This is a genomic window from Brevibacillus aydinogluensis, assembly GCF_961514395.1.
GTDB lineage: Bacteria > Bacillota > Bacilli > Brevibacillales > Brevibacillaceae > Brevibacillus > Brevibacillus aydinogluensis.
The window spans coordinates 1,080,298-1,104,830 of sequence record NZ_OY569118.1 but is presented as its reverse complement, the minus strand read 5'-3'; the positions used below and the strand labels follow the sequence as shown (position 1 = coordinate 1,104,830).

Here is a 24,533-nt window from a genome sequence, read left to right as displayed (position 1 = left end):
ATTATCAGCCAAGGGGGGAGCGGGATGCAACCGCCGCTCCGGGCAGGAATACGAGCATCCGCCCCGAATGGATTTACAAACACACGGATGGAGGATATACGCCATGACAATAACGATTCGCAAATTGACGGACAAAGAGGAGCTGCATGCACTGGAAGCGTTGGAAGGCACCATCTGGAGCGGTTCATCCGTGATTCCGCTGCACATGACGCTGACCGTCGCCAAGTTTGGCGGCCTCTTTCTCGGCGCCTACGACGGTGACCGGATGATCGGCTTTTTGTACAGCTTTCCCGGTTATACGGACGGTGAATTGCACCTGTGCTCGCACATGCTGGGATTTTTGCCCGAGTACCGCCAGCAGGGGTTGGGCGTCCGGATGAAATGGATGCAGCGGGAAGAAGCCCTTCAGGCCGGATACCCCAAGATCACCTGGACGTACGACCCGCTGGAGACGGTGAACGGCTATCTGAACATCGCCAAGCTGGGCGGCATCGTCCGCCGTTATCTCCCCAACTGTTACGGCGAACTGAACGACGACCTGAACCGGGGACTGCCGACTGACCGCTTTTTGGTTGAGTGGTTTATCGCCAGCGATCGGGTGGAGCGTCACCGCACAGGTAAGCCTGAACGCTCCGACACGGCCGCCGTTCCGGAGGTGCTGTGCTGCGACCTGAGCAGCGAGCTGCCCCGCCCGCGGGACATCCGGCTGAACCGTTCCGACGAGCGGCTGCTGCTGTCAGTCCCCGCTCATTTTCAGGCGGTCAAACAGGCAGACATGGGCGCGGCTGCAGCCTGGCGGGAAGCGACCCGCGCACTGTTTACCCATTACTTTGAGCAGGGCTATGTGGTGACCGATCTTCTGCGGGATCAGTCGATCGTCCGCTACGTCCTGGAGAAGCGGCCGGTGGAGGACATTCTGCGGAGCTGAACGGACGAAAGCGCTCGTCCTCTTGCTGTGGTACAATGGGGGATGCATGTATTACAACGAAAAAGGACGAGAAGACATGAAGGCAAGCGAATACGATGTGATCGTCATCGGCGGCGGACCGGCCGGGCTGATGGCTGCGATCGCCGCTTCCGGCGAAGGAGCGCGGGTCTGCCTGGTGGAAAAAGGCGAAAAGCTGGGACGCAAGCTGATCATCTCCGGCGGCGGACGCTGCAACGTGACCAACGCCAAGGACATGGACGAGCTGATCAAGCAGATGCCGGGCAATGGCCGATTCATGTACAGCGCGTTTGCCCAGTTTGGCAATCGGGAGATCATCCGCTTCTTTGAAGAGATGGGCGTCGCCCTGAAGGAAGAAGACCATGGCCGGATGTTTCCCGTCACGGACAAGGCGATTACCGTGGCGCATGCGCTGATCGAGCGAATGAAGCGGCAGGGGGTGCAGATTCGCCTGAACAGTCCGGTGGAGCGGGTCCTGTACGCGGACGGTCGCACGATAGGGGTACAGCTCCGAAGCGGTGAGCGGCTGCACGCCCCTTGTGTGGTGATCGCCGTCGGGGGATGCTCTGTTCCGCAAACCGGTTCCACTGGAGACGGATATGCCTGGGCGCGGGAAGCGGGGCATACGGTCACCGAACTGTACCCAACGGAAGTGCCGCTGGTGGCCAGTGATCCGTACATCCGGGACAAATCGCTTCAGGGGCTGTCGCTGCGCGATGTGGCATTGACCCTTTACGACGCCAAAGGCAAAAAGGTAACGACCCAGGTGGGCGACATGATTTTCACCCACTTTGGCATATCGGGGCCGGCTGCCCTGCGCATGGGCCACTACGTCTCGGTGACGAAACGGAAGCAGGGCGACACGCCGCTGCTGCTCACCATCGACCTGATGCCGGCGAAGCACCTTGACGAGGTAGCTGCGGACATCTGGCGTTTCCTGGAGAACCAGCCGAAAAAAGCGGTAAAAAACGTGCTGAAGGGCTATTTGCCTGAACGGATGATTCCCCTGCTGCTGGCAATGGCCTCCATCCCGGAGGATCGCACCGGACACCATGTGAGCAAACAGCAGTCGCTGGACTTGGCCCGGCTGATCAAGGGGGTGCCTCTGACCGTGACCGGCACCCTGTCGCTCGAAGAGGCGTTCATTACGGGAGGCGGCGTCAGCGTCAAGGAAATTGATCCCCGTACCATGCAGTCAAAGCGAATGGCCGGACTGTTTTTTGCCGGCGAAGTGATGGACGTGCACGCCCACACCGGCGGATACAACATCACCATCGCCTTCTCCTCCGGCTTCGTGGCCGGCACCCACAGCGCACGGATGGCGTTGGGACTGACATAAATCGAGTAGGAGGGGGTGGTTAACCCCCGTCCTCTCACACCACCGTACGTACCGACCGGTATACGGCGGTTCACCAAGCTTGACGAAGTGTGAAATATCGCTGTATCAAACTCATCAGCCCTTGTTGTTGCCAGTAGGCAATACCAAGGGCTTTGTGCATGTGCGGGGATTTTGTTGTCCGCCACGCCCCCTTTCGGGTGTTTGCGATTTCCAGTGCTCTGTTGTGAGAAAATCCAAGCGAACGAAGTTCGCGGTACCTCGTACGAACTCGTTTCCACTGCGTCCATAGACAGAGCCGGAGCCTTCGGCGAATCCATTCCTCTATTCGCAGAAGATGGGTTTTCGCCTCGGCCAGCGCAAAATACCCGATCCATCCCATGAGGTATTGGTTGAGTTTTTGAATCCTCTCCTGCATGGTCATGCTTCGATGTGGGTTGGTTAATTGGCGAATTCGTCCTTTTAACCGGGTGATCGATTTGGGATGCAGACGTATCCGCGCTTCCTTTCCCGGAATAAAGCTAAAGCCGAGGAACTTCCGGTTGCACGGGCGGTCCACCGCACTTTTCTGTTGATTTACCTTGAGTTTGAGAACCCTGGTCAAGTATCGCTCCACACTTGCCTTTACACGTTCACCCGCACGTTTGGAGCGGACGTAGATGTTGCAGTCGTCCGCATAGCGGCAGAAACGGTGTCCCCTTTTCTCCAACTCCTTGTCCAGGTCGTCTAGCAGAATGTTGGCCAACAGCGGACTTAAGGGGCCACCTTGCGGCGTGCCCTCTTCCGTCGTGACACACACTCCGTTGACCATGACTCCGGATTGCAGATAAGCGCGAATTAGTTTAAGAAGGCGCTTGTCCTTCACCTTGCGGGCAACCCGGCTCATTAGGATATCATGGTTGACCCGGTCGAAGAACTTCTCCAAGTCGATGTCGACCACATACCGGAATCCTTCGTTGATGTACTGTTGTGCTTTCCGCACAGCACTGTGAGCACGGCGGCCTGGACGGAACCCGAAGCTGGAGTCGGAGAACTCTGGGTCGAATATGGGAGTCAATACCTGCAGGATGGCCTGCTGGATGAAGCGATCTACCACGGTAGGGATGCCTAGCAATCGTATTCCCCCGTCAGGTTTCGGGATTTCGACCCTGCGGACAGGAGACGGCTTGTAGGTTCCCTTCTCGATTTGCGACCGGATGGTCGCCCAGTGCTGACGAAGGTAGTCGCGCAGTTGTTCGGTTGAAACACCGTCGATTCCCGCAGCACCTCTGTTGGCCTCCACTCGTTTGAGAGCGGACATGAGGTTGTCCCGTGACAGCACTTTCTCCAGCATGCCCTGACGATACTCCTCTCTTCGCACACATGTTGCTAAGCTTGCCGTACGATGCTCAGCCCTTCTCTGTACCCTCGGGGCTTCACCCCTACTATTCAGAGGAAGTTCCATTTCGGAATTCTGCTTCGACGCACCGTATCGAAAGGGATTAGAACATGTGTTGACTTGATGTTCGGCCCTTCCTCCTTCGAGCGTCCTCTATCGGAGTACTATGGCCTCTGCTGACTTCTGCATGTTCAGCGCCCCCTCGCGGAGACGGTTGCCAACGGTAGTAGGCGTATCATGCAGACCTCCCCGGGTAAGGACGGTAACTTTCGTCCCATGTACCTGCCCAATTTACTGCTGCACTCCTTGGCTGTATGGGGCTTCACCTTGTTCGGCAGGCTCGCCCGAGTACAACAGCCTCAAATTGGGTTCGTGTACCTCAGGTCAGGACTTTGCCGCCGGCTTCCTTCAGATTCCGCCTCACGGCGGACACCCTTGCCTTAAGCTAACGGTTGGTACAGCCAACCCCCGTTCGGGACTTTCACCCTATAGCTACCGCCCATGCCGGGCGCACCGAAAAAAACCTCTTCGTATTTGTACGAAGAGGTTTGGTTTGAGAAAAAATGGGAACACTATGAAACAGGTACTCTTTTCGTTGGAAAAGAGTCAGCTGAACCCCTACTCCCCCTAGTTTCGGGGTTCTCACACCTCTACTCCCTTTATCTTCCTACACGGGGCGTCGATGAAACAGGCGGCGCTCCCTTTTTTTGCCTTCCAGTCTTATATCCCCGCGTCCGCCATTGTCTGCCAACGGCACTCCCTACATGGTCAGCCGGTACAGGTAGGCCAGCGCTGTCAAGATGAAGGCGAATCCCAGGAGAAAAAAGGTATTGGCCCGCTGCCTGACACGCTGCTCGTCGCCGTTGAAGTGGGCGAGCAGGCGGGCACGCCAGCGTTTGGTGCGGGGCTGCCACATCAGCAGCAGGCCGACAGCGAAGAGAAACAGGGGCAGCATCATCTGCGCTTCACCCCTTTTTCTTGCGCCGCAAGAGCCAGCCTTTTTCCGGCTCCTCGGATGCCCCTTCCACGATCAGGCGGGCCGACTCTGCAAGTTGGTACGCCTCGTCAAACGCCAGATGGCGAAACGCTTGTTCCGCTTTGGTCAGCATGTCATCCACCTGCCGGTTTTGACGGCGGTAGCGGTTGGCGTACTGGATCGCTCCTTCTGCCTTTTGGCAGGTGGCGATCGTCAGCTCCGCCAGATGCTCCGTCTCCAGCAGCAGTTCGTTGGCTTCATTGATCAAAATGGACACTTCGTCCAGGTCGTAGCGGTACTGCTCCATCATTGCCTTGATCCGCGTGAGGATCTGCACCACGTCTTCAAACAGGAATTTCAACCGGGACGGAATGCCCGGCAGGTAGCTCCGCTTGATCTCCTGACGAAGCCGCACCAGCGTGCTGGAGATTCGCTCCAACTCGTCGAGGGCGTCGTCCTCCGTCTCGATGACCAGCCGCTCCGGTTCCGGATGTTGCTCCTGTTTCGCCTCTGCCTGCGCTTCGTGGCCTTTGGGGATCACCAGTTCATATTCTGCGTCCTCCTGGTCCGGCACCTCTTCCACGTGGCTGACAGCCATGCGTTCTTCGGCGTGGACCGGCGGTTTTTTACCGGGACGGGCAGCCGGCGAGTCAAACAGCCATTCCCGCTCCGCCTGGGTCAGCGCCTCTTGTGACGCCGCCGCGGGGGCGACAGCGCCGTCTTCCGGTCCGGTTTCCAAACGCTCCGACGCTGCAGCAGTCCGTTCCTCATTTTCTCCTGTCAAGACATGGCCGGCAGCCCCCTGTGCGGCGGCTTCCGCTGTGGCTGCTCCCGACAAGGCCGCTGCTGCTGGTGGGGTTGCAGCGGCTGCTGGTGCGGTTTTAGCGTTTTCTGATGCAGTTTCAGCGGCCCCTGATGCGGAAACAGCCGCCGCAGCAACAGCTCCCGCTGCCGCATCGGCAAGCGCTGCTGCAGGTGCAGCCGCCCGATCTGCCGCCGCCGGCTTGATCGGCATCTCGTCAGCAGCGTTTTCTCCGATGATTCCATTTGACTCTCCGCCAGCCTGCTCCCCTGCCCTGGGTTCTGCTGCGGAGAGGGATGCTGCTGCCTCCCGTTGGCTCAGGACCATGTTCTCGATGTTCTGGTACGTGGTGTCAATCAGCACGTCAAACGCTTTTACATGGGTCTCCACCATGTCCAGGCTTCCCTCTTCCAATGCCGACTTCGCCGCATTGATCAGCTGCTTGGCCTGCATCAGGGAGCCTTCCAGCGGGTCGCGGTTCAGATCGTACCCGTCACCCGTCGCCTGGATGATGCCTTCCTCCAACTGCCTGAACTCTTCCGGCATCTCCTTCAACACGCGTCCGACCAACGCCGGTATCCGCTCCAGGTCGCTGGTCAGCTTGCCCAGCAGCTGTTGCGCCTTCAGCGTGATGTCATAGGCCAGCACGTCGTCGCCGTCCGTGCGCGCTTCCTTGATCTTGGCGCGCATCATTTCCACGTCATCCAGCGCCGTCTTCAATTCGTGAAAGGACAGCCCGTACTCCAGACGCAGGTCGGACAGTCGCCGTTCCACCTGCTCCATCTGCTTGCCGATTTCCGGAATGGCCAGCTTGCTTTCCTTTTTCGTGGCGATCACCTGGGTGGTGTCCGTCTTCAATGCGTCCAATTCCTGCTCGATGGAACCGAGCATCTCCCGCGCTTCCTCCAGCAGGCCGAGCGCCATTTGGAAGCGGAAGCGGTCGCACGCCTCCTCCGCGTCCAGAATCATCATCTCCACATCGGGGATGCGGATGCGCAGCAGGTTTTCCTTCCGGTCGGCCAGGTGCATGAACCGCTCCTCCGTCTTGCCGCGGGAACGGCGCATCTGCTTGTCCACCTCAATGACGTTGATTTTTTCCACCAGTTGGTCCTTCCACTCCTCCACCGCATCCACCTGGGCAAAAATGGCGCGGCGGCGGATCATCGCGTACACCAGCGCAGCGGAGAGAGCGGCAAAGACTGCGCCAATCCCGTACAGCCACCAAGGCAGACCCGAGTCCGATTGTTTCTGCTGCTGGGCAGCGTCTGGAGAACCTGCGGCCGCGCCCGGCTTGTTCTTCAATCCTTCCAATTCTCCCTTGACTTCCGACAAAAACGCCTGGATTCCCTGCAGGTATTGTTTGTCCACGCGGAACGGTTCATAGTAGGCCTCCGCTTTTTCGTGCAGCAGCTCAGGAGTGGCCCCTTTTGCCGCCAGGGCCGGTCCTGCATGTACCCCAAGCTCCTGGGTGTTGATGTCAAGCACGACCATCAGGGTGTCCTCGGGCAGGTTGTAGTTGTCGTACAGCTTTTTCGCGTATTCGTCGGGCGTTTGCGCTTCCGGTTGGGTGCTTTCGACCACCACCACCTTGTAATTGCCGCCGAGCTGCTTGATTGCTTCGGCAGCGCTCTCCCGTTCGTTCTTTTTCAGATAACCGTCGGCGTCTTGAATCACTTCGTCCGTTTTGTCCGGAAACGGCACAGCCATTGCCGGATTCGCATATAAGAGCATGCCTGCCAGACAGAGCAGGACCCAATTTCTTTTCACGGTCATGACAACCCCTTAATGTAAAAATTCTCAAGAATCACGAGCCGGCTTATCCGCGGGCCGGTAGCAGCCACGCTTCCAGATAGCGCATGACGGAGACGAGCAGCCAATCCGCAAACTCCTCCGAAGCCGGCTCCAGATAATAGACTTCCCGCACCGATTGCGGCTGCAAAAACGGGTAAATGAGCTGGCTGGCCGTGGCCAGTGCGATGCGATCCACCGGCACGACGCGAAACTCTCCCGCAGCAATTCCTTCTTCGATCACGTTGGCGATGCCGTGCTTCCAGCGGCTCAGGTACAGCGTCATCACTTCCCGCGCCAGCATCGACTCCACGCTCAATTCACGCTGAATCAGCCGAGTGATCGGCGCGTGCTCCCGCTGAAACGACAGGTAGAGGCGAATCACCCGCTCCAGCCGTTCCATGGCAGGAAGTCCGCTGTCTTCTTTTTCCCGTATATCCAGCTGGCGAAACAGCGTTTCAAAATACGAGGCGATCAGCGTCTCCAGCACGCCCTGCTTTCCCCGGAAGTGGTAGGAAATGAGCGCGACGTTCACCCGCGCTTCTTCCGCGATCTGACGCACGGACGTGCCGTGGTAGCCGTGTATGTCAAACAGCTTGGCCGCTGCCGACAGAATGCGCAGCTTGGTCTGATCCATTCGCCATTCCCCTCTCCTGTTCCGGCCATTGAAAATCCGAACCGGGCAGCAAGGCTGCTCAGGCACATGCCTTTTGTGCAGACCATTCGCCAACAAATAGACAGTCCTGTAGATAGTTCGACAAAGTTTTCCAGAGTTCCTCCTGCCAATTCTGGGCAATTACGCGAAAACGTCTCGACAGCGCAAGGTCGGCGGCTGCTGTGACGCCCCGCGCAAAAAGGCGCTCACACACCGCACCTGCGGCACGCGAACGCCTGCTTTCATTTTTACTTTGATGTTTTCTCCGCGCTCGTCGGGTTCGGCAGCGGCTGCACTTGTCCGTAGTTCTGCAGAAATGTCTCCACCCGGGTGTGTTCCAGTACCCGTTGGTTGTTGGCGTCGTACTCGGAGCGAATGGACATCACCAGGCTGGTGGGCAGCATGGTGGTCTTGTTGTAATACACGGTGTACTCCGCCTCCAGCTCCATCTGGTCAATCATCTCGTCGACGTTTGTCTCCGCCGCCTGGATGGACACTCCCTGCCGGAGTGCTCGCCACGCACCGTCGGACAGCGTCATCGCCAGCTTGAGCCGCGGCTGATGGGCAGACTGGACATGCAGGCCGGCCTGCTGCTTCATTTGTTCTGCCAGCCAATTTTTCAGCTTCGTCGAGTCCAGCAGCACCCGCACCGCTTCGATGTCATCTGCCGTATTGCGGTCGGTCAACGGTAGCACACTCTTTTTCATCTCGTCCATCTGGCGAAAGGCAAAGACCGGGTCCCAGTTGTTCAGTTCCTGGCGAAACGACCCGTCGAGTCCCGCGCTCTTCCATTCCCGGTCGCTCTCCTGCTTGACGAACAGCCGCTCTTGCCTGGACAAAAGCGACAGGGTTTGGACCCGCTTTTGTTCGGGCTGTGACAGCTGTACGTTCATCAAGATGCCTTCCTTATGCTTCCGTCCGGAGAAACTGACGACGTTTGCGTTGGCGGTGTCCCCGGTCAACAGCTTGGTCTGTCCGTAAAACGCAAATGACTCCTGCTCGGCAAAACGGTCGCGAACCTGGTCATAGGCGGCTTGCGCGTTTGGCCTGTCTCCTATCGTATTGCAGCCTGCCAGCACAGCGCACAGCAGGGGCAAGAAAACGAAGTGCAACGCTTTGCGCATGTTCGTCCCTCCTCCTCGTCGCCATTAGGGTATCCGAGGAAGAAAAGGCTTATTCTGCTGGCGGGTCAAAGGGAATAGTAGAGCACGCCGTCTTTCTCCCTGATCTCCACCTGGTGCAGAATCGCCAACAGGTCGATGTGGCCCAGTGTCTCCGAGAGAGTGAGCGGCAGTTCTTTTTCATACAGCGTTGGAAACAAGAGCGCATTCAGCTCGTAGGCCGTCTTTTCGCCGTCAGCCAGGAACCGGCGGAGCATGTCCGTCCGCTCCCAGTTTTTCTGCAATCGCGCCAGAATCAGCTCGCGGTGATTGGTGACCGGCTCACCGTGCCCGGGCAGCACCAGGTCGATCTCCATGTCGGCGCACATCTGAAGCGCCGTCCGGTACTGCACCAGAGTCAGCGGTCTGGCCCGCGACTGATCGCGGGGCGGCTCGACAAAGGCATTGGAAGAGATGTGTTTGATGATGTGATCCCCGGCGATCATGACGCGATCAGCCGCCCGGTACAGGGAAAGATGGCTCTGCGAGTGGCCCGGGGTGTAGAGAACCTGCCACCCGGACAGATGGGGCGCCGTCTGTTCGTGCTTTAGCAAGCCGTCGATGCGGCTTTTTTGGGAAAATGTCATCATCAGCTGGTGAAACTTGCGGATGAGGGAGAGTTTCTCCTCGGGCACGCCGCTCTCCCGATAGAGCTCGTGGAAAAACCGATCGTGAAAATCGAGAAACGGTTCGTGCCACTCCACGTACGGGACGGCGAGCGGATGGGCGTAGATGCGCGCTCCCGACGACTCACGGACACGTTCCAACAACCCGCAGTGGTCGACGTGATGGTGGGTCAAAATCACCTGTTCGATCGCATCCACCGGGTAACCGAGCTCATCCAGTCCGTCCGTCAGCGCCTGCCAGGCCTCTTCGGTCAGCGGTCCGGCATCCACCAGCGTCAGCCGTTCGCCCTCCACCAGATAGACGTTGACCGCGCCGACGGAAAAGGGAGTGGGAATCATAATCCGGTACACCCCATTCGCTACTTGTTCAGCCATTCGCTTGTGCTTGTCAGTGCTCATTCGCCATTCCCCCGTCCTGTCTGTGTTTGTGAATCCTGGAAAAGCTGGTGCGTTCCTGTCGGCGAAGCCAATTTTATCGGCAGAAAAAGCAAAGAGCCTCGTTTGGCTCCTACGCGAGAATCACCTGGTTTCTGCCTTTGTGTTTCGCCTCGTACAAGGCGACGTCTGCCTGGTGGAACAGCTCTTCCACGCTGTACTGCGGCTGCTGATCCCGGCACCATGCGGCCAGGCCGCAGGAGATGGTGACCTGCGGAATCGTTTCCGCCTGCACAAGGGAGCGGATGCGCTCGGCGATGCCATGGGCGGTCGCCTTGTCCACACGCGGCAGGTAGATCGCCAGTTCCTCGCCGCCCCAGCGGGCCGCAATATCCGATTCACGAATGTTTCGTCGAATCAGGTCGGACACCTGCAGCAGGACTTCATCGCCCACCTGATGCCCGTACGTGTCGTTTACCGTTTTAAAATAATCGATATCTATCAAGAGGAGCGAACCGTGGCTGTCTTTCTCCAATGAAGTCCGCACGCAGTCGTTCAGGTGGCGCCGGGTGTAAAGTCCGGTCAAGTTGTCGGTGATCACCATCCGCTCCACTTCGTTGTGCAGCATGGCGTTGGTCATGGCCAGGCTCACGTGCTGCCCGAAGATCTCCAGCAGTTTATAATCGTCAAAACCAAAAAAATGATGGCGGGAATCCGCAACGAGCAGCACGCCTCCCAGCTCTCCTTCCACCACCAGCGGCACTCCCATCAGCGATGCGCAGGGCATCAGGGAAAAGGGCAGCGGTTTGGCACCGGGCTGTGCGAGCATGAGCACCTGTTTGCCGGCCACGGCATCCGCCAACGGTTTTTCCGAGGCCGACACCAGCTGTCCGTGACACGCGGGCAGCGATGACGAGATGACTTCAAAGCGGTCGTCGTCCGGCCGTTTGCGCAGGATGGCGACAAATTCAGCCGAGAAGGTCTCCAGGAGCTTCTTTGTCACAAAGTCGAGGATTTCCTTCAGATTCAGGCTGCGGTTCAGCTGCCGGGCCATTTCGTTGATCAGACGCAGCTCGCGGATCAAGTTGCGCGACTGCTGGTAGAGCTGGGCGTTTTCAAAGGCTTTCCCCGCTGTCTCCGCCAGGATGGAGATGTACTCCGTCTCCTGCCGTCCCGGCGCTGCCTGCCGTTCGGCCGTCAGCTGCAGCACCCCGTAAATGCCCTGTTTGCCCAACAGCGGGGCGGCGATCACGGCCATCGGGATGCCGTCGTGCTCTTCGTAATCGACGACCAGCCTTCCCTCCAGGTACGCCTGCGTGCTGGTGGAAGCGTCATCGTCCTGAAAGGAGAGGGGTTTGACGGGTGTGGTGGCGTTGGTTTCCACGGTCAAGAACAGTTCGACAAAGGCCGTCGGAAAGAGCTTTCGGATGCTGGTCACGATCTCGTTCAGCACGTCTTCCACGTCGATCGACGCCTGAATCCTGGTCATCAACTGATACAAGAGATCCTTTTGCGTGGCCTCACGGCGCAGCGCATCGGCGACCATGGTCCGCCACAAGGCGTAGCTCGCCTTTTCCCCCACTTCCTGCAGGAAGGCGACATCCCGCTCATCGTACACGCAATCCGGCTCATCAGGCGCAAGGTGCAGAAACAGCGCGTACAGCGGCCTGTTTTCGCAGGAGATGGGAAAGACGACGGTGCGCTGCTCGTCCCACACGGACGGCGTGATAACCCGATCGCCCAGTCGGGCCGCCACCTGTCTGATGTGGCAGTCTCCCTCGCCCGCCGGCTCGCTGGTGGCCAGCTCCCGGCTGTTCAGCGTTCCGGCTTCCGTCAGCTTGACGGCAGAGCAGTACCCTTTCTCCACGATGTCCGCGATCTGCCGCACCAAGCTGGCCAGCAGGTCCTGTGTATTGTCATGTCTGGCCAGGTTCATCACGATTTCGCTGGTGGCGTGCTGAATGTAGGCATCGTATCCCATCCGGAGCAACGGTTCCAGCCCACGCATGAAGGAACAAAAATCGAAGTCTACCTCGTTGTGGGGGGCCAGCATGCCGATAACGGCACGGGCACGCCCGTCGCGTTCGCACAGCGGAAACGCGCCCCAGACCAGGGGACCGCTGTCCGCCACACATACCGTGATCTCTCCCGTACGCAGGGCGCGGGATACGGGAGAACGGGCATCACCGCAAAGCGAGCTGCCCTTTCGCAGGTCAAGTCCGTTGGGATTCCAGGTTTGGCCGCCTTGCATCCTGATAACTTTGAGCAAACAGCCGACGGAATCTGTCAAGTAAAGAATGCCTGGACGCTTTTCCGGCCAGGATTGCAGAATAAAGTGGGCCATGTAGGAAAAGACCGTCTCCAACTTCCCCAACTTTTTGCTTGACACGAGATATTCCCTCTCTCAGCGTATTCTCATTTTTCCAAATGGTCAGTATCATTGACCTGCAGCACTTCCCAACTCTGTCCGGTGTAGCGGAACACGTTGACTGCCGTATTGTCGATCCGCGTTACACCCGTCCCCTGCTCGCCATTGGTCACGTAGTGCAAAAAGCAATTAATAAAGCCTCCGTGGGATACGACAACAATCTCTTCGCCCGGATGGTCTGCCGCCAATCCGGTCAACGTCGTCACAGCTCGCTGTTGCATTCCCTCGAAGGTCTCAATTCCGCATGCCGCTTCATCTTGGTGGGCAAATCGTTCCCTGATTTCTTCGTACGTCAATCCTTCCCACTGACCGTAGCACCGCTCCCTGAGCGCATCCAAGGCGTAAACGGAAACACCGGCGTTCTCCGCAATCTGGCGGGCTGTCTGCATCGCCCGGCTGAGATCGCTGGAGTAGACGGCACGGATGGTCTTGCCGCGAAACCGGGCAGCCACCTGCCGAGCCTGGCGCAATCCTGCTTCGTTCAGCGCCACGTCACTGTGGCCCTGAATGCGGCGCGCAAGGTTCCAATCCGTTTCACCGTGGCGAATCAAGTAGACGATTGTATCCAAGTTGATTACTCCTCCCGTGATTCTGGTGCTGGTCTTTTTTCATTATATAAGATGAATGTTTGCAATTCCATATAGATTACGACACATTTGGGACAAAATTCCCATTTTTCCTCCCGCCTCCATTTTCTCCCCCGCGTGAAACGAGCGCGCCAATTCTCTCGTCAGAGAAGGTGTACGCGTGATTTTGACACCGAGGAGGAATTGTACATGAAACCATGGATCATCCGATCGGGATCCGTCGTGCTGAGCGCTGTCCTGTTGGCGCCTGCCGCCCAGGCTTACGCCGCGCAGCTGCTGCCGGCCGAAGCTCCCGTCCAGGCTACACCGATCAGCGCCCCGGCAGGCAATCAGCTGACCGACGCCGCCAGCAAAGCCAAACTCTCCAAGGAGGCAGCGCTGAATATCGCCAAAAAACTGGTTCCGCAGGGACTGGAGCTGGAAAACGTGTCGTTCCGTTCTGCCGACATCTGGCGTACGTTTCCGGAATGGACGTTTATCTGGGTGAAAAAAGACCAGAACGAGATTGCGTACTCCTATACTGTCAGCATTCACGCCGACAGCGGGGAGCTGACCGGCTATTCCCACTACCAGCAACATCCGTCCAAACCCGCCTATGCAGACCGCGTGTCGTATGCCGAGGCACAGGAGGCGGCGGAGCAGTTCCTCGCCCGTCACAACCCGGCTAAAGCGAAAGCGACCCGTCTGTATACGCGGGATCTGCCAGTGCCCAAAACGCCGCTTGATTCCAATACCTCCTACACATTCCGGTTTGTCCGCCTGGTGGATGACGTGCCGTTCCCCGACAACAGCGTGGAGATCACCGTCAACGCTGCCGGTACAGTCACCGGTTACACGCTGAGTTGGAGTGACGGCGTCCGCTTTGAAAAGCCGCAACGGATGCTGTCGCCCGAAGAAGCTGCCGCGCTGTTCAAGCAGCATGCCAAGGCAAAGCTCTCCTACGTGCTTCCCTGGGATGCGCGGGGGGAGGAGCGAAACAAGCCGATTCTGGCATATGAGAACCCGTTCACCTTTTACCTGGACGCAAAAAACGGTACGCCTTTGACGGACTCGCTCGAGCCGCTCAAACCTGAGGCGGAGACATCACCCGCAAGCAGCAAGCGCCTGTCCCCGCGCCATACGGGCAGTGCGCTCACCCAGGAAGCTGCCGTGCAGTTGGCAGAACGGACGTTTGATCTCTCCGGATACAAACTGCGTGCTGCCTCCTACAACGAAAAGGACTCCAACGGCAGCCGGCCGGTCTGGAACCTGGAATACCAAACAAAGAACGCCAACGGCCAAAGCTATGTCTATATCGCCATGGACGCGCTCAACGGAGACGTGTACCACTTCAGCAAGAACAACCAGCTGCCGGAGCCTAAAAAGGACGCGGCCAAAAAAGCAGACGCAAACAGCTTGAAGAAAAAAGCGGCGGAAGTGATCCGCTCCTGGACGCCGACCTGGGCCGACCGGCTCTATGTGACGGAAACAACAGAACTGAAACCGGACGCCGAGCGGTACGAGGTGCGGTTCCAGCGGCTGGTCAACGGCATTCCCGCTGCCACCGGCTCAGCCAGCGTCTCATTTGATGCTGCCACCGGCGAAGTGCTCACCTACAACACGCATTTTGGGTCCGAGACCTATCCGTCCCAGGTGCCGAAGCACCGCTCCGCCGCGGAAGCATTGGCAGCCTGGCAGAAGGAAACGGAAGTGGAAGCGGTCTACATGCTCGAGCCCTTGCCGGATGACGCGGTCGCTTTCCGCGCTGAAAAAGCCGTTACGCTGCCGGAACGCAAGGCAAAGCTGGTGTATCGGGCCGCAGTGACGCCGCTGGATCAGCCGTACGTCTATGACGCTGTCAGCGGCGACTGGCGCAGCCTGTCGACGGGCAAGCCGATCCAGCTGCATCGTCCCGCCCCTGCCGACCTGAAGGGGCACCCAGCCGAGAAAGCGCTGATGCTGATGTACGAGTACGAGGCGCTCTCCCTGATCGACGGCAACATCATGCCGGAGCGCAGCATTACCCGCGGGGAAATGATCCAGATGCTGATGCTCAGCCTCAATCAAGGACGGGTACTGCCCGTGGCCGCCGGACGAAAAGCGAGTTTCAGCGACGTCGCCAGCACGTCCAAATACTTCGCCGCTGTCGAAGCCGCAGTCGATCGCGGCCTGCTGGACAAAAACTCCCCGTCGCTGAAGCCGGATGAGACGATCACACGGGAAGAACTGGCGGACATGATCGTCCGCGCCCTGGGATACCGCAAACTGTCGGAACACGCTGAGATGTTCGCGACGAAGCTGACCGACATCGACCAATCCACCCACCGCGGCGCCATCGTGATCGTGTCGACGCTGGGCATTATGACGCCCGCCAAAGGGGAGTTCCAGCCGAAGGGCAGCGTCTCCCGGGCTGATGCTGCCGTCGCGTTTGCCCGTTTCCTGGAAAAACGCAGCGAGCTGGAAGAGAACCGCACGTTTTAACCGGCTTAACTGGCAGCTGCACCAGCAGCCAAAAACGCAGCCGGGGCGGACCCCATGAGGCCGCCCCGTTACATTTTCCTTGACTTTGCGCGCTCCAAGACTATAATATTGGATGTATGTGTACAGGGTAGCATTGATTGCAGGTAAAAACGGAAGTGTCACCCTCTCTTAGTTTCATCCCTTTACAGGCTGCGGCTGAACTACCTGTGAGGAGCACGATGCGGAAACGCTACCGTCCGAAGTTCGTGTAGGTAAAGATGGAACTAGCCTTCCGGAAGTAAACACCTGTGAATCCCATTTTAAAGGAGAATGAAAACATGGCACGTTACACTGGTCCACGTCACAAACTGGCTCGTCGTCTGGGCATCTCCCTGGATGGCACTGGCAAAGACATCAAACGGAATTACCCGCCTGGCCAACACGGCCACAGCCGCCGCAAACTGAGCGAGTACGGCATCCAGCTGCAAGAAAAACAAAAACTGCGCCACATGTTCGGCGTGAGCGAAAAGCAATTCCGCCGCACGTTCGAGCAAGCTACCAAAATGCACGGCGTTGTTGGCGAAAACTTCATGAAACTGCTGGAGTCCCGTCTGGACAACGTGGTATACCGCATGGGCTTCGCGCCGACTCGTCCGGCTGCGCGCCAACTGGTTAACCACGGTCACTTCCTGGTAAACGGCAAAAAAGTGAACATTCCTTCCTACCGCGTACAACCGGGCGACGTGATCAGCGTTCGCGAGAAGTCCCGCAACCTGCAAATCATTAAAGATTCGCTGGAAGCGCGCAACTTCCTGCCGAACTACATCACGTTCAACGACAACGCAATGGAAGGTACGTTCAACCGTCTGCCGGACCGCGAAGAAATGCCGGCGGAAATCAACGAAAAACTGATCGTCGAGTTCTACAGCCGTTAATCTTTGATAGAGAAAAAGAAGTCGGGTTATCCCGACTTCTTTTTTTTGCCAAAAGCAAGTACCTGCTCCCATCCGGCTTGCTCATCGGGTCCGTCAGCTCATCGCCGCTTTGACCCGCTCGATCTGCCTGAGGTGATCGCGGATGTGGTCGACGTACTTTTGCAGCAGCTGGGCAAATGTCATGGGGCCGGCTTCCGAGTGAATGCCCACCCGCTGCCAGTCGTCTTCCGTCAGTCTGGACAGGACAGGCAAAAAGCTTTCCCGCAGAAACTTGAACAGCAGCAGGTATTGCCCGGCGTCCAGTTCATGGTAGCGTAATTGGGCAGCCCATTTGTCCTGGTCAAAGGCGGTCAGCAGCGGCCGATCCTCAGCCAGAACCTTTTTAAACCGATGAAGCCCGACAATCTCTGAGTCAGTCACATGCACGATGATTTCGTGGATGCTCCATTTGCCCGGTGCCGGCCGAAAGCGCATCTGCTCCTCGCTCAAGCCGTCGATGGACGCCCGCAGCAGTTCGTATCCCTGTGCGTATTCGTGTATCAGTTCTTTCATCCTTCCACTCCCTCCATGAACAAGCGTTACACTCATTGTAAAGAAAGGACGAAATATTTACAAAACAAACCCGATCTCTTGCCTGCAGCCGACGCAGACGCCAACAGCACGATCCCCGTCAACAGGACAAGATGCCTTGCCTCCCATAATAAAAAGCAGTCCGCTCGGAAAAATTCCGCACGGACCGCTTTTTGCCTTGTCTACACCAGTTTCACCTTTGCAAACTTCCGCTTGCCCACCTGGACGACCATGCCGTCCGCAAGCGGCACGCTTTGATTAATGTCGGCCACTTTCTCCTCGTTTACCTTGACCGCTCCCTGCTGCACCATGCGGCGGCCCTCCCCCTTGGAGTCGACCAGCTTCAGGTCAAACACGAGGTTGACAATGTTGGCCTCGCCGTTTTCGTACGCTGCCAGATTCAGCTCCACTTCCGGCAGATCGGTCGGCAGGGCGCGCTGCTGGAAGACGGTTTTGAAGTAGGTCTCCGCCTCTTCAGCCGCCTCCTCGCCGTGGAACATGCGCACAAAGGTTTTCGCCAGCCGCATCTTGGCATCACGCGGGTGCACGCTGCCGTCGGCAAGGCCGTTCTTCAACGCTTCCAGTTCCTCGCTGGAAATGTCGGTCGCCAGTTCGTAGTAGCGGAGCATCAGCTCGTCCGGCACGGACATCGCCTTGCCGTATATTTCGTTCGGCGCTTCGTTGACCCCGATGTAGTTGCCCAGACTCTTGGACATCTTCTGCACGCCGTCCAGCCCTTCCAAGAGCGGCATGGTGAGGATCACCTGCTGCTCCTGGCCGTACTCTCTCTGCAGGTGGCGCCCCATCAGCAGATTGAACTTCTGATCGGTGCCGCCCAGTTCCACGTCGCTTTGCAGCGCCACCGAATCGTAGCCCTGCATCAACGGGTAGAAGAATTCATGCAGCGAGATGGCCTGGCCGCTGTTGAAGCGCTTCTCGAAATCGTCCCGTTCCATCATCCGGGCCACCGTGGTCCGGGCCGCCAGCTGCACCACGTCGGCAAACGTCAGCGGCGCCAGCCAACTGGAGTTGTAGTGCACTTCCACGCGGCTGGCGTCCAGCACCTTGCCAAACTGCTCCACGTAGCTTTTCGCATTCTCCTTCACCTGTTCCTCGGTCAACTGCTTGCGCGTCTCCGACTTGCCCGTCGGGTCGCCGATGCGGCCGGTGAAGTCGCCGATGACCAACTGCACGGTGTGGCCCAGTTCCTGGAACTGACGCAGCTTTTGCAGCACGACCGTATGGCCGACGTGAATGTCGGGAGCGGACGGGTCCAGTCCCAGCTTCACTTTCAGCGGACGGCCGGTCGCGACGAAACGCTCCAGCTTGCGGCGCAGCTCCTCCTCTGGAATAATCTCCACAGCACCTCGGCGAATCACCGACAGCTGGCGTTCCACTTCCTGCTTCTGCGCTTCTGTCAGCGCGTATGTCTCATTTGTCTGTTCGACACTCATCCCAGTACAGCTCCTTTTCTTTGATCCATACTTGCATAAAATAAAAAAACCCGCCCCAATTTAGGGACGAGTCTGCACCCGCGGTACCACCCTAGTTGAAAAGATGCGCACGGCATCCTTTCCGCTCATCGCACAGGATAACGGCCTGCTCCGTCCGGATTGTCCGGAAGGCTCCCGGTGTGTACTTCGCGATGTGGAAGGGGCTGGTTTGCACCGACCACCAGCTCTCTGACAACTCCGCTTGTCACTCGCTACTGTCACCGTTCGACGCCACGGTCTTCTGTAAACACGTATACTGCTATTGTTGCACAGCGGCTATTTCATGTCAACGGCGCGCTTCTATCCTCCCGATCCCGCCTATGGTATAATCAGGATAACACTAGGGGGTCGTAGAACTATGTCGAACAAGCACTCTTCTTCCTCTGAACCAGCCAAGCGCAAGCGCCGCCGCGGCCGCAGGCGGACGATCCTGCTGCTGGTCAAGGGTCTGCTATTGATGGGGCTGTTGGGCGTCATTCTGGCCGGAGGTGTTGTGTTAGGCTACGTTGCTGCGCTCGTCAAGGACGAGCCTGTGCGCAGCCGGGAAGAACTGCAGCAGAAAATCTTCACCAATTACCTCACCGGCTTCGCCTATTACAACGACGGTTCGCTGATTGGACAGCTCCGCGCGTCTGAAGGGGACCGGCGCCTGGTGAGAAAATCGGAAGTCTCTCCGTATCTGATCAACGCCATCATCGCCACCGAAGACAAATACTTCTTTCAGCACAAGGGTATCGTGATCCAGTCGACGCTGCGCGGCGCCTTGCAGGACTTGACCAACCAGCCTGTCGTCACCGGCGGCAGCACGCTGACCCAGCAACTGGTGAAAAATACCATCCTCTCGCATGAAGTGAGCCACATGCGCAAGGCGCGGGAAATCTTCAACGCGATGCGTATCGAGCGGATGTTTTCCAAGGACCAGATTCTCGAAGCCTACATGAACGAGATCTACCTCGGGAAAAATGCCAACGGCTCCAATGTCTACGGCGTCCAAGCAGCGGCCAAGGGCATTTTCAACAAGGACGTGAAAGACCTCGACCTGGCGGAGGCCTCCTATCTGGCGGGGATGATTCAAAACCCTGGGGCGTACTCGCCGTTTAACAACGAAGGATACAAACGCGGAAAGGATCGCCAGAAGATGGTGCTGGACCGGATGATGGAAAACGGGTACATCACCCAGGCTCAGTACGATGAAGCACTGGCGTCCGATCTGAAGTCGCGGCTGGCCAAACCGGCGAAGCAGGCGTACCGGGAAGTGCCGTTCCTGATGATGGAAATCGAGGAGCGGGCCGCCCGCGCGCTCGTCGACGCCGAATTAAAGGAAAAAGGGCGGGACAAGTCCAGCGTCGAGCGCAACGAGTACCGCCAACTGATCGAAGAGAAGCGCCGCGACATCCTGCGCAACGGCTACAAGGTGTACACCACGATCAACAAGGACGTCAACACGATCATGCAGGCCGTGGCCCAGGACCCGAAAAACTTCGGAAAAAACGCGACGTACACGATTCGCCGCGCCAACGGCAAGACGGAAAAAATCGAGAACGCCCTGGAAGAAGTCGGGGCCATGCTGATTCACAACAAAACCGGCGCCATCCTCGGCATGATCGGCGGACGGGATTTCAACGTGGAACAGACCAACCACGCCACCGTTCCCCGTCAGCCGGGTTCGGCCATGAAGCCGCTGGCTGCCTATGCGCCCGCGTTTGAACTGGGACTGCTGCAGCCCGGTTCGCCGATCGACGATTCGCCCGTGCTGCTGGCAGACGGGAAAACCGGCTCCCACCTGCCGATGAACTGGAACAACAAGTTTCACGGCATCATGAGCGCCCGCGAAGCGCTGCGGATGTCCTGGAACATCCCGGCGATCAAGACGTACCTGAAGGTGGGCATCCCGAAAGCGCTGGATTACGTGAAAAAAATGGGTGTCACCACCTTGGTCGACAGCGACAATTACGCCGCCACAGGGGTGATCGGCGGGCTGGCGTACGGATTGACGGTGGAGGAAATCACCAACGCCTACGCCACCTTTGCCAATCGCGGGTCATTTGTGGACGCCTACCTGATCGAGCGGATCGAGGACAGCCAGGGCAGGGTCATCTATCGGCACGAAGCAAAGCCGGTACAGGTGTACAGCGAGCAGACCGCCTACCTGATCACCGACGTGCTCCGATCGGTGGTCAACGCCGGCACCGGGACCCACATCCGTCAGTACGTTCCGCGCAAGGTGGACATCGCCGGCAAGACGGGGACGACCAACAACAACAACGACTTGTGGTTCGTCGGTTACACTCCCGAACTTTCCATGGGCGTCTGGATTGGGTTCGATGAGCCACATCCCATTCCTGACCGGGACAAGAACGTGCCGATGGCCGTGTGGGGCAAGATCATGAAGCAGATTATCGACAAACACCCCGACTTGTCGCCGCCCGACAAGACCTTTGCCAAACCGGCCGGCATCGTCACCGCCACCGTAGACAGCAAGTCCGGACTTTTGCCGAGCGAACTGTCCAAACAAGCGGGCCATCTGATCACGGATCTGTTCAACCAGAAGTACCTGCCGACGAAAACGGATGACTCGCATCAGAAAGCACGCGTCATCCTCTACAACGGCGAGCGCTACCTGGCCAAGGAAGGAACGCCGGACGACTTTGTGTCAGAGGGCATCTTCTTCCGCTCACCGGACCCGCTGCCCGACAGCGAGCAGCTCGCCAAAGACAAAAAGGCCAACGTCAAGCCGCTTGATTGGGAGCAGCGCCTCCCCGAAAAGGAAGATCCCAGGACCGAGGTGGCCGGCGCTCCCGCCGCTCCGACCAACGTCACCGCCGTCCAGTCCGGCAAGCAAGTGACACTTTCGTGGAAGTCGGGCGGCGAAGCGGACCTGATCGGCTACCGGATTTACCGCGCCAACGGGTCAAACGGCTTCGTCCGCGTCGCCACGGTGAAAGACCCGGCCGTGCTCAGCTATACGGATGCGTCGGCAAACGGCGGACGATACTACGTCACTGCCGTGGACATCACAGGCCAGGAGTCGGCGCCGTCAGCGGCAGTCTCTGCCGGAAATTCCACAGGCACGTGGGAGGTCCCAACCGCCCCCGGCCAAACGGAATCGCCGCTCCCGGAGCCAAACGACCCCGGCATCGGAAACGGCGGAGACCCAATCGCCATGCCGCCCAGCGCGCCCAAGTCTTTGACGCTGACAAAAGTTCAGGGCGGCTGGAAACTGCAGTGGAAGCGCAACAGCACAAACGAACAGGTCATCGCGTACAACGTCTACTTCAGCCCGGACCCGGCAACCGGATACCTGCTCCTGGAGTCGGTGACCGGCACCAGCTATGTGCACATGAGCGAAGACAACAGCGGCACGTATTACATCACTGCCGTCAACAGTTTCGGAGAATCGCCGCAATCGAACAGCGTTGCCGCCCACTAAACGACGTATGATAGGGATAGAGAGGTGAACAAGAGATGGTTTTGCTGCCATCTCTTGTTTTCTAAACCAGGAGGTGCGTCAATGAAGCACGTCAAGCGCTATCATTCACAGCAGCTCGTCGCCGGCGGAAAGCGGCTGCTGGTGGAGGGGCCCGTCGAACCGGAACGTCTCGCCTCCCTCCGCTTGGACGAAGGGCTCAAGGCGTTTCGCATCCCCGAAGAGCAGCACAAGGCCCTCGTGGAAATTGCCGCCCTGCCGGAGGGACGGATCATCGTAGCCCGGGAAGCGGACCTGGTGCTGGGCTACGTCACGTTTCTCTATCCCGACCCGCTTGAGCGCTGGTCGCAGGCCCAACTCCCCGACCTGCTCGAGCTGGGGGCAATCGAAGTAAGCCAGGCCGTCCGGGGCGGCAGTGTCGCCAAGACGATGCTGCAGGTGGCCTTTATGGACGACGCGATGGAAGACTATATTGTCATCACGACGGAATATTACTGGCATTGGGACCTGAAAGGAACAGGGCTGGATGTGTGGCAGTACCGAAAAGTGATGGAAAAGGTAATGGGCAGCGTCGGCATGGTCTGGATGGCGACGGACGATCCGGAAATCTGCTCCCATCCGGCCAACTGCCTGATGGCCCGAATCGGCAGTCGGGTCCCGCCGGAGAGCATTGCTGCTTTTGACGCCATGCGCTTTCAACACCGCTATTTCTATTAGGAGTATTTGGAGCGCCAGGAAAAAGGGGGAGTTTTGCCCATGCGAATCGAGAAGATCATGCGCCGACGGGTCGTCACTGTCCATCCCACCACCAGTATCGGCGATGCACTGAAACTGCTGCGGGGCAACCGCATTCGACATCTGCCCGTCGTGGACCAGGAGCGTCTCGTGGGAATCATCTCCGACCGCGACCTGCGCGATGCCCTCCCGTCCACGCTGCTTGCGCACGACGACGATCACACTGTCCTGCAAAAACCGGTGGCGGACATCATGCAGCGCCAGGTGATCACCGCCCATCCGCTCGATTTTATCGAAGACGCAGCAGTGCAAATTTACGAACACAAGGTAGGATCGCTCCCGGTCGTGGAAGGAAACCGGCTGGTCGGCATCATCACCGAATCAGACCTGTTCAACAGCCTGATCGAACTGTTTGGCGTGAACAAACCCAGCTCCCACATTGAGGTGGAGGTAGACGACCGCGTGGGCATGCTGGCGGAAGTCAGCCAGGTGATGCGCGAAGCCCAGGTGAATGTCTGCAGCGTGGTCGTCTTCCCCGGGGACCAGCCGGGCAGGAAGAATCTGGTCTTCCGCGTCCAGACGATCGACCCGCGCCCCGTCATGGAACTGTTGCGCAGCAAGGGCTTTGCGGTCGTCGCTCCCGGGGAAGGGGGAGGGGCGTTGAGCCGGAACGCTCGTCTGATCTACTCTGCCGATTACACCCGCTACTACTTTCACGACGAACATCCGTTCAACCAGCGCCGGTTGCTGCTGACCTACGATCTGATGAGCGCCTACGGTTTGATAAACGACGCCGACATCCTGCCGCCGCGGCTGGCGACCGACGAGGAACTGGCGCTGATCCACGATCCGCGCTACATCCAGTTTGTCCGGCAGCAGGGGGAAAGTGACACCGAGCTGCCGCTGGCGGCCGGGTACGGGATTGGCACCGAAGACGTCCCCTTCTTCCCGCAGATGCACGAGGCCGCCGCGCTGATCGTCGGCGGCACCTTGCAGGCGGTGGACGCGGTGATGAACGGACAGGCGGAGCATGCCTTCAACCCAGCGGGCGGACTGCACCACGCCTTTCGCGGGAGGGCATCCGGTTTTTGCATCTACAACGACTGCTCCGTCGCCATTGCCTATTTGCGCCAGCACTGGGACGCCAGGATTCTCTATATCGACACCGACGCCCATCACGGGGACGGTGTGCAGTGGGCCTTTTATGACGATCCCAACGTCCTCACCGTCTCCCTGCACGAGACCGGCAAATACCTCTTTCCCGGCACCGGCAGCCTGACGGAACGGGGAGAAGGCAGCGGCTACGGCTATTCGGTCAACATCCCGCTGGAAGCGTTTACAGAAGATCAGTCGTTTTTGGACATTTACCACGAGTTGATTCCCAAATTGGCGCGCGGCTTCAAGCCGGATGTGATCGTGACGCAAAACGGCTGCGACGCCCACACCTACGATCCGCTTACCCACCTCTCCTGTTCGATGCGCATCTATCAGGAAATTCCCCGGCTGGCTCATCGGCTGGCGCACGAGTGGTGCCAAGGCCGCTGGATTGCCGTGGGCGGCGGAGGCTATGACATTTGGCGGGTGGTGCCCCGCGCCTGGACATTGCTCTGGAGCGAGATGACCGATCAGCCGCTCGCGGACGGCCCGCTGCCGGAAGCGTGGCGCTCCCGCTGGCAGCCGCTGAGCGAACTGGAGCTGCCGACCCGGTTGTTTGACGATCCGTTTCCGCCCATCCCCCGCCGGGCGGAGATCACGGAGAAAAACCGCATCACGCTGGAACGGGCGCTGATGTACGCGCCGATCGAAACGGATAGCTGAGCGGACAACCGGCGTGCCGGTATGCAGGGCATGCAGGGCGCACCATATGAAAAACCGGT

General features: G+C 58.7%; 17 protein-coding genes, 1 pseudogene and 1 other annotated feature. Of the genes and pseudogenes, 8 read left to right on the top strand and 10 right to left on the bottom strand.

Going from position 1 to position 24,533, the window contains the following annotated elements:
- Positions 1–103: 103 nt before the first annotated feature.
- Both Q7F15_RS05240 and Q7F15_RS05235 read left to right on the top strand, forming a co-directional pair.
- Complete coding sequence (locus Q7F15_RS05240; protein ID WP_171567520.1) at positions 104–928, top strand: GNAT family N-acetyltransferase; 825 nt, start codon at positions 104–106, stop codon at positions 926–928.
- Between the two features lie 76 nt (positions 929–1,004).
- The gene (locus Q7F15_RS05235; protein WP_212133091.1) at positions 1,005–2,285 is read left to right on the top strand and encodes a BaiN/RdsA family NAD(P)/FAD-dependent oxidoreductase; all 1,281 of its coding nucleotides are present in this window, start codon (positions 1,005–1,007) and stop codon (positions 2,283–2,285) included.
- A 70-nt stretch (positions 2,286–2,355) separates the two neighbouring features.
- On the opposite strand, the gene ltrA is transcribed toward Q7F15_RS05235, so the two are convergent.
- From ltrA to Q7F15_RS05195, 8 genes are all read right to left on the bottom strand, one after another.
- Positions 2,356–3,615 carry a group II intron reverse transcriptase/maturase gene (ltrA, locus tag Q7F15_RS05230; protein ID WP_304415203.1) on the bottom strand — a complete coding sequence of 420 codons (1,260 nt, stop codon included), beginning with the start codon at positions 3,613–3,615 and terminating at the stop codon, positions 2,356–2,358.
- A gap of 805 nt (positions 3,616–4,420) precedes the next feature.
- A complete protein-coding gene (locus Q7F15_RS05225) occupies positions 4,421–4,618 on the bottom strand; it encodes a hypothetical protein (protein ID WP_171567313.1) in 198 nt (65 codons plus the stop codon).
- Between the two features lie 7 nt (positions 4,619–4,625).
- Positions 4,626–7,211, bottom strand: coding sequence for a septation ring formation regulator EzrA (locus Q7F15_RS05220; protein ID WP_304415202.1), 2,586 nt, complete (start codon positions 7,209–7,211; stop codon positions 4,626–4,628).
- Between the two features lie 43 nt (positions 7,212–7,254).
- Positions 7,255–7,863: a forespore capture DNA-binding protein RefZ gene (refZ, locus tag Q7F15_RS05215; protein ID WP_171567315.1), complete on the bottom strand. Its 609-nt coding sequence runs from the start codon at positions 7,861–7,863 to the stop codon at positions 7,255–7,257.
- 266 nt (positions 7,864–8,129) lie between these two features.
- Positions 8,130–9,005, bottom strand: coding sequence for a hypothetical protein (locus Q7F15_RS05210; RefSeq protein WP_304415201.1), 876 nt, complete (start codon positions 9,003–9,005; stop codon positions 8,130–8,132).
- A 65-nt stretch (positions 9,006–9,070) separates the two neighbouring features.
- Positions 9,071–10,066: an MBL fold metallo-hydrolase gene (locus Q7F15_RS05205; RefSeq protein ID WP_212133092.1), complete on the bottom strand. Its 996-nt coding sequence runs from the start codon at positions 10,064–10,066 to the stop codon at positions 9,071–9,073.
- A gap of 109 nt (positions 10,067–10,175) precedes the next feature.
- On the bottom strand, positions 10,176–12,431 hold the full coding sequence (locus tag Q7F15_RS05200; RefSeq protein ID WP_230077265.1) for a GGDEF domain-containing protein: 2,256 nt from the start codon (positions 12,429–12,431) through the stop codon (positions 10,176–10,178).
- Between the two features lie 26 nt (positions 12,432–12,457).
- Positions 12,458–13,039 (bottom strand): histidine phosphatase family protein, encoded by a 582-nt coding sequence (locus Q7F15_RS05195; RefSeq protein ID WP_304415200.1) that lies wholly within the window; start codon positions 13,037–13,039, stop codon positions 12,458–12,460.
- Between the two features lie 207 nt (positions 13,040–13,246).
- Here Q7F15_RS05195 and Q7F15_RS05190 point away from each other — a divergent pair, with 207 nt between their 5' ends.
- Together Q7F15_RS05190 and rpsD are read left to right on the top strand one after the other, a co-directional pair.
- Complete coding sequence (locus tag Q7F15_RS05190) at positions 13,247–15,517, top strand: S-layer homology domain-containing protein (RefSeq protein ID WP_304415199.1); 2,271 nt, start codon at positions 13,247–13,249, stop codon at positions 15,515–15,517.
- Between the two features lie 317 nt (positions 15,518–15,834).
- A complete protein-coding gene (gene rpsD / locus Q7F15_RS05185) occupies positions 15,835–16,431 on the top strand; it encodes a 30S ribosomal protein S4 (protein ID WP_171567320.1) in 597 nt (198 codons plus the stop codon).
- Between the two features lie 93 nt (positions 16,432–16,524).
- On the opposite strand, the gene Q7F15_RS05180 is transcribed toward rpsD, so the two are convergent.
- Both Q7F15_RS05180 and tyrS read right to left on the bottom strand, forming a co-directional pair.
- Positions 16,525–16,983 (bottom strand): DinB family protein, encoded by a 459-nt coding sequence (locus tag Q7F15_RS05180; RefSeq protein WP_212133094.1) that lies wholly within the window; start codon positions 16,981–16,983, stop codon positions 16,525–16,527.
- A 200-nt stretch (positions 16,984–17,183) separates the two neighbouring features.
- Complete coding sequence (gene tyrS, locus Q7F15_RS05175; protein ID WP_171567322.1) at positions 17,184–18,455, bottom strand: tyrosine--tRNA ligase; 1,272 nt, start codon at positions 18,453–18,455, stop codon at positions 17,184–17,186.
- A gap of 59 nt (positions 18,456–18,514) precedes the next feature.
- Positions 18,515–18,732 (bottom strand) — a binding site (T-box leader).
- Positions 18,733–18,852: 120 nt separating this feature from the next.
- On the opposite strand from tyrS, the gene Q7F15_RS05170 reads away from it, so the two are divergent.
- The 4 genes and pseudogenes from Q7F15_RS05170 to Q7F15_RS05155 all read left to right on the top strand — a co-directional run bounded on the left by Q7F15_RS05170 (position 18,853) and on the right by Q7F15_RS05155 (position 24,474).
- The gene (locus tag Q7F15_RS05170) at positions 18,853–21,924 is read left to right on the top strand and encodes a transglycosylase domain-containing protein (protein WP_212133096.1); all 3,072 of its coding nucleotides are present in this window, start codon (positions 18,853–18,855) and stop codon (positions 21,922–21,924) included.
- A gap of 81 nt (positions 21,925–22,005) precedes the next feature.
- Complete coding sequence (locus Q7F15_RS05165; protein ID WP_171567324.1) at positions 22,006–22,638, top strand: N-acetyltransferase; 633 nt, start codon at positions 22,006–22,008, stop codon at positions 22,636–22,638.
- Between the two features lie 39 nt (positions 22,639–22,677).
- Positions 22,678–23,262, top strand: a pseudogene (locus Q7F15_RS05160) (CBS and ACT domain-containing protein); the annotation flags it as partial.
- 54 nt (positions 23,263–23,316) lie between these two features.
- Positions 23,317–24,474: an acetoin utilization protein AcuC gene (locus Q7F15_RS05155; RefSeq protein ID WP_212133097.1), complete on the top strand. Its 1,158-nt coding sequence runs from the start codon at positions 23,317–23,319 to the stop codon at positions 24,472–24,474.
- Positions 24,475–24,533: the final 59 nt, after the last annotated feature.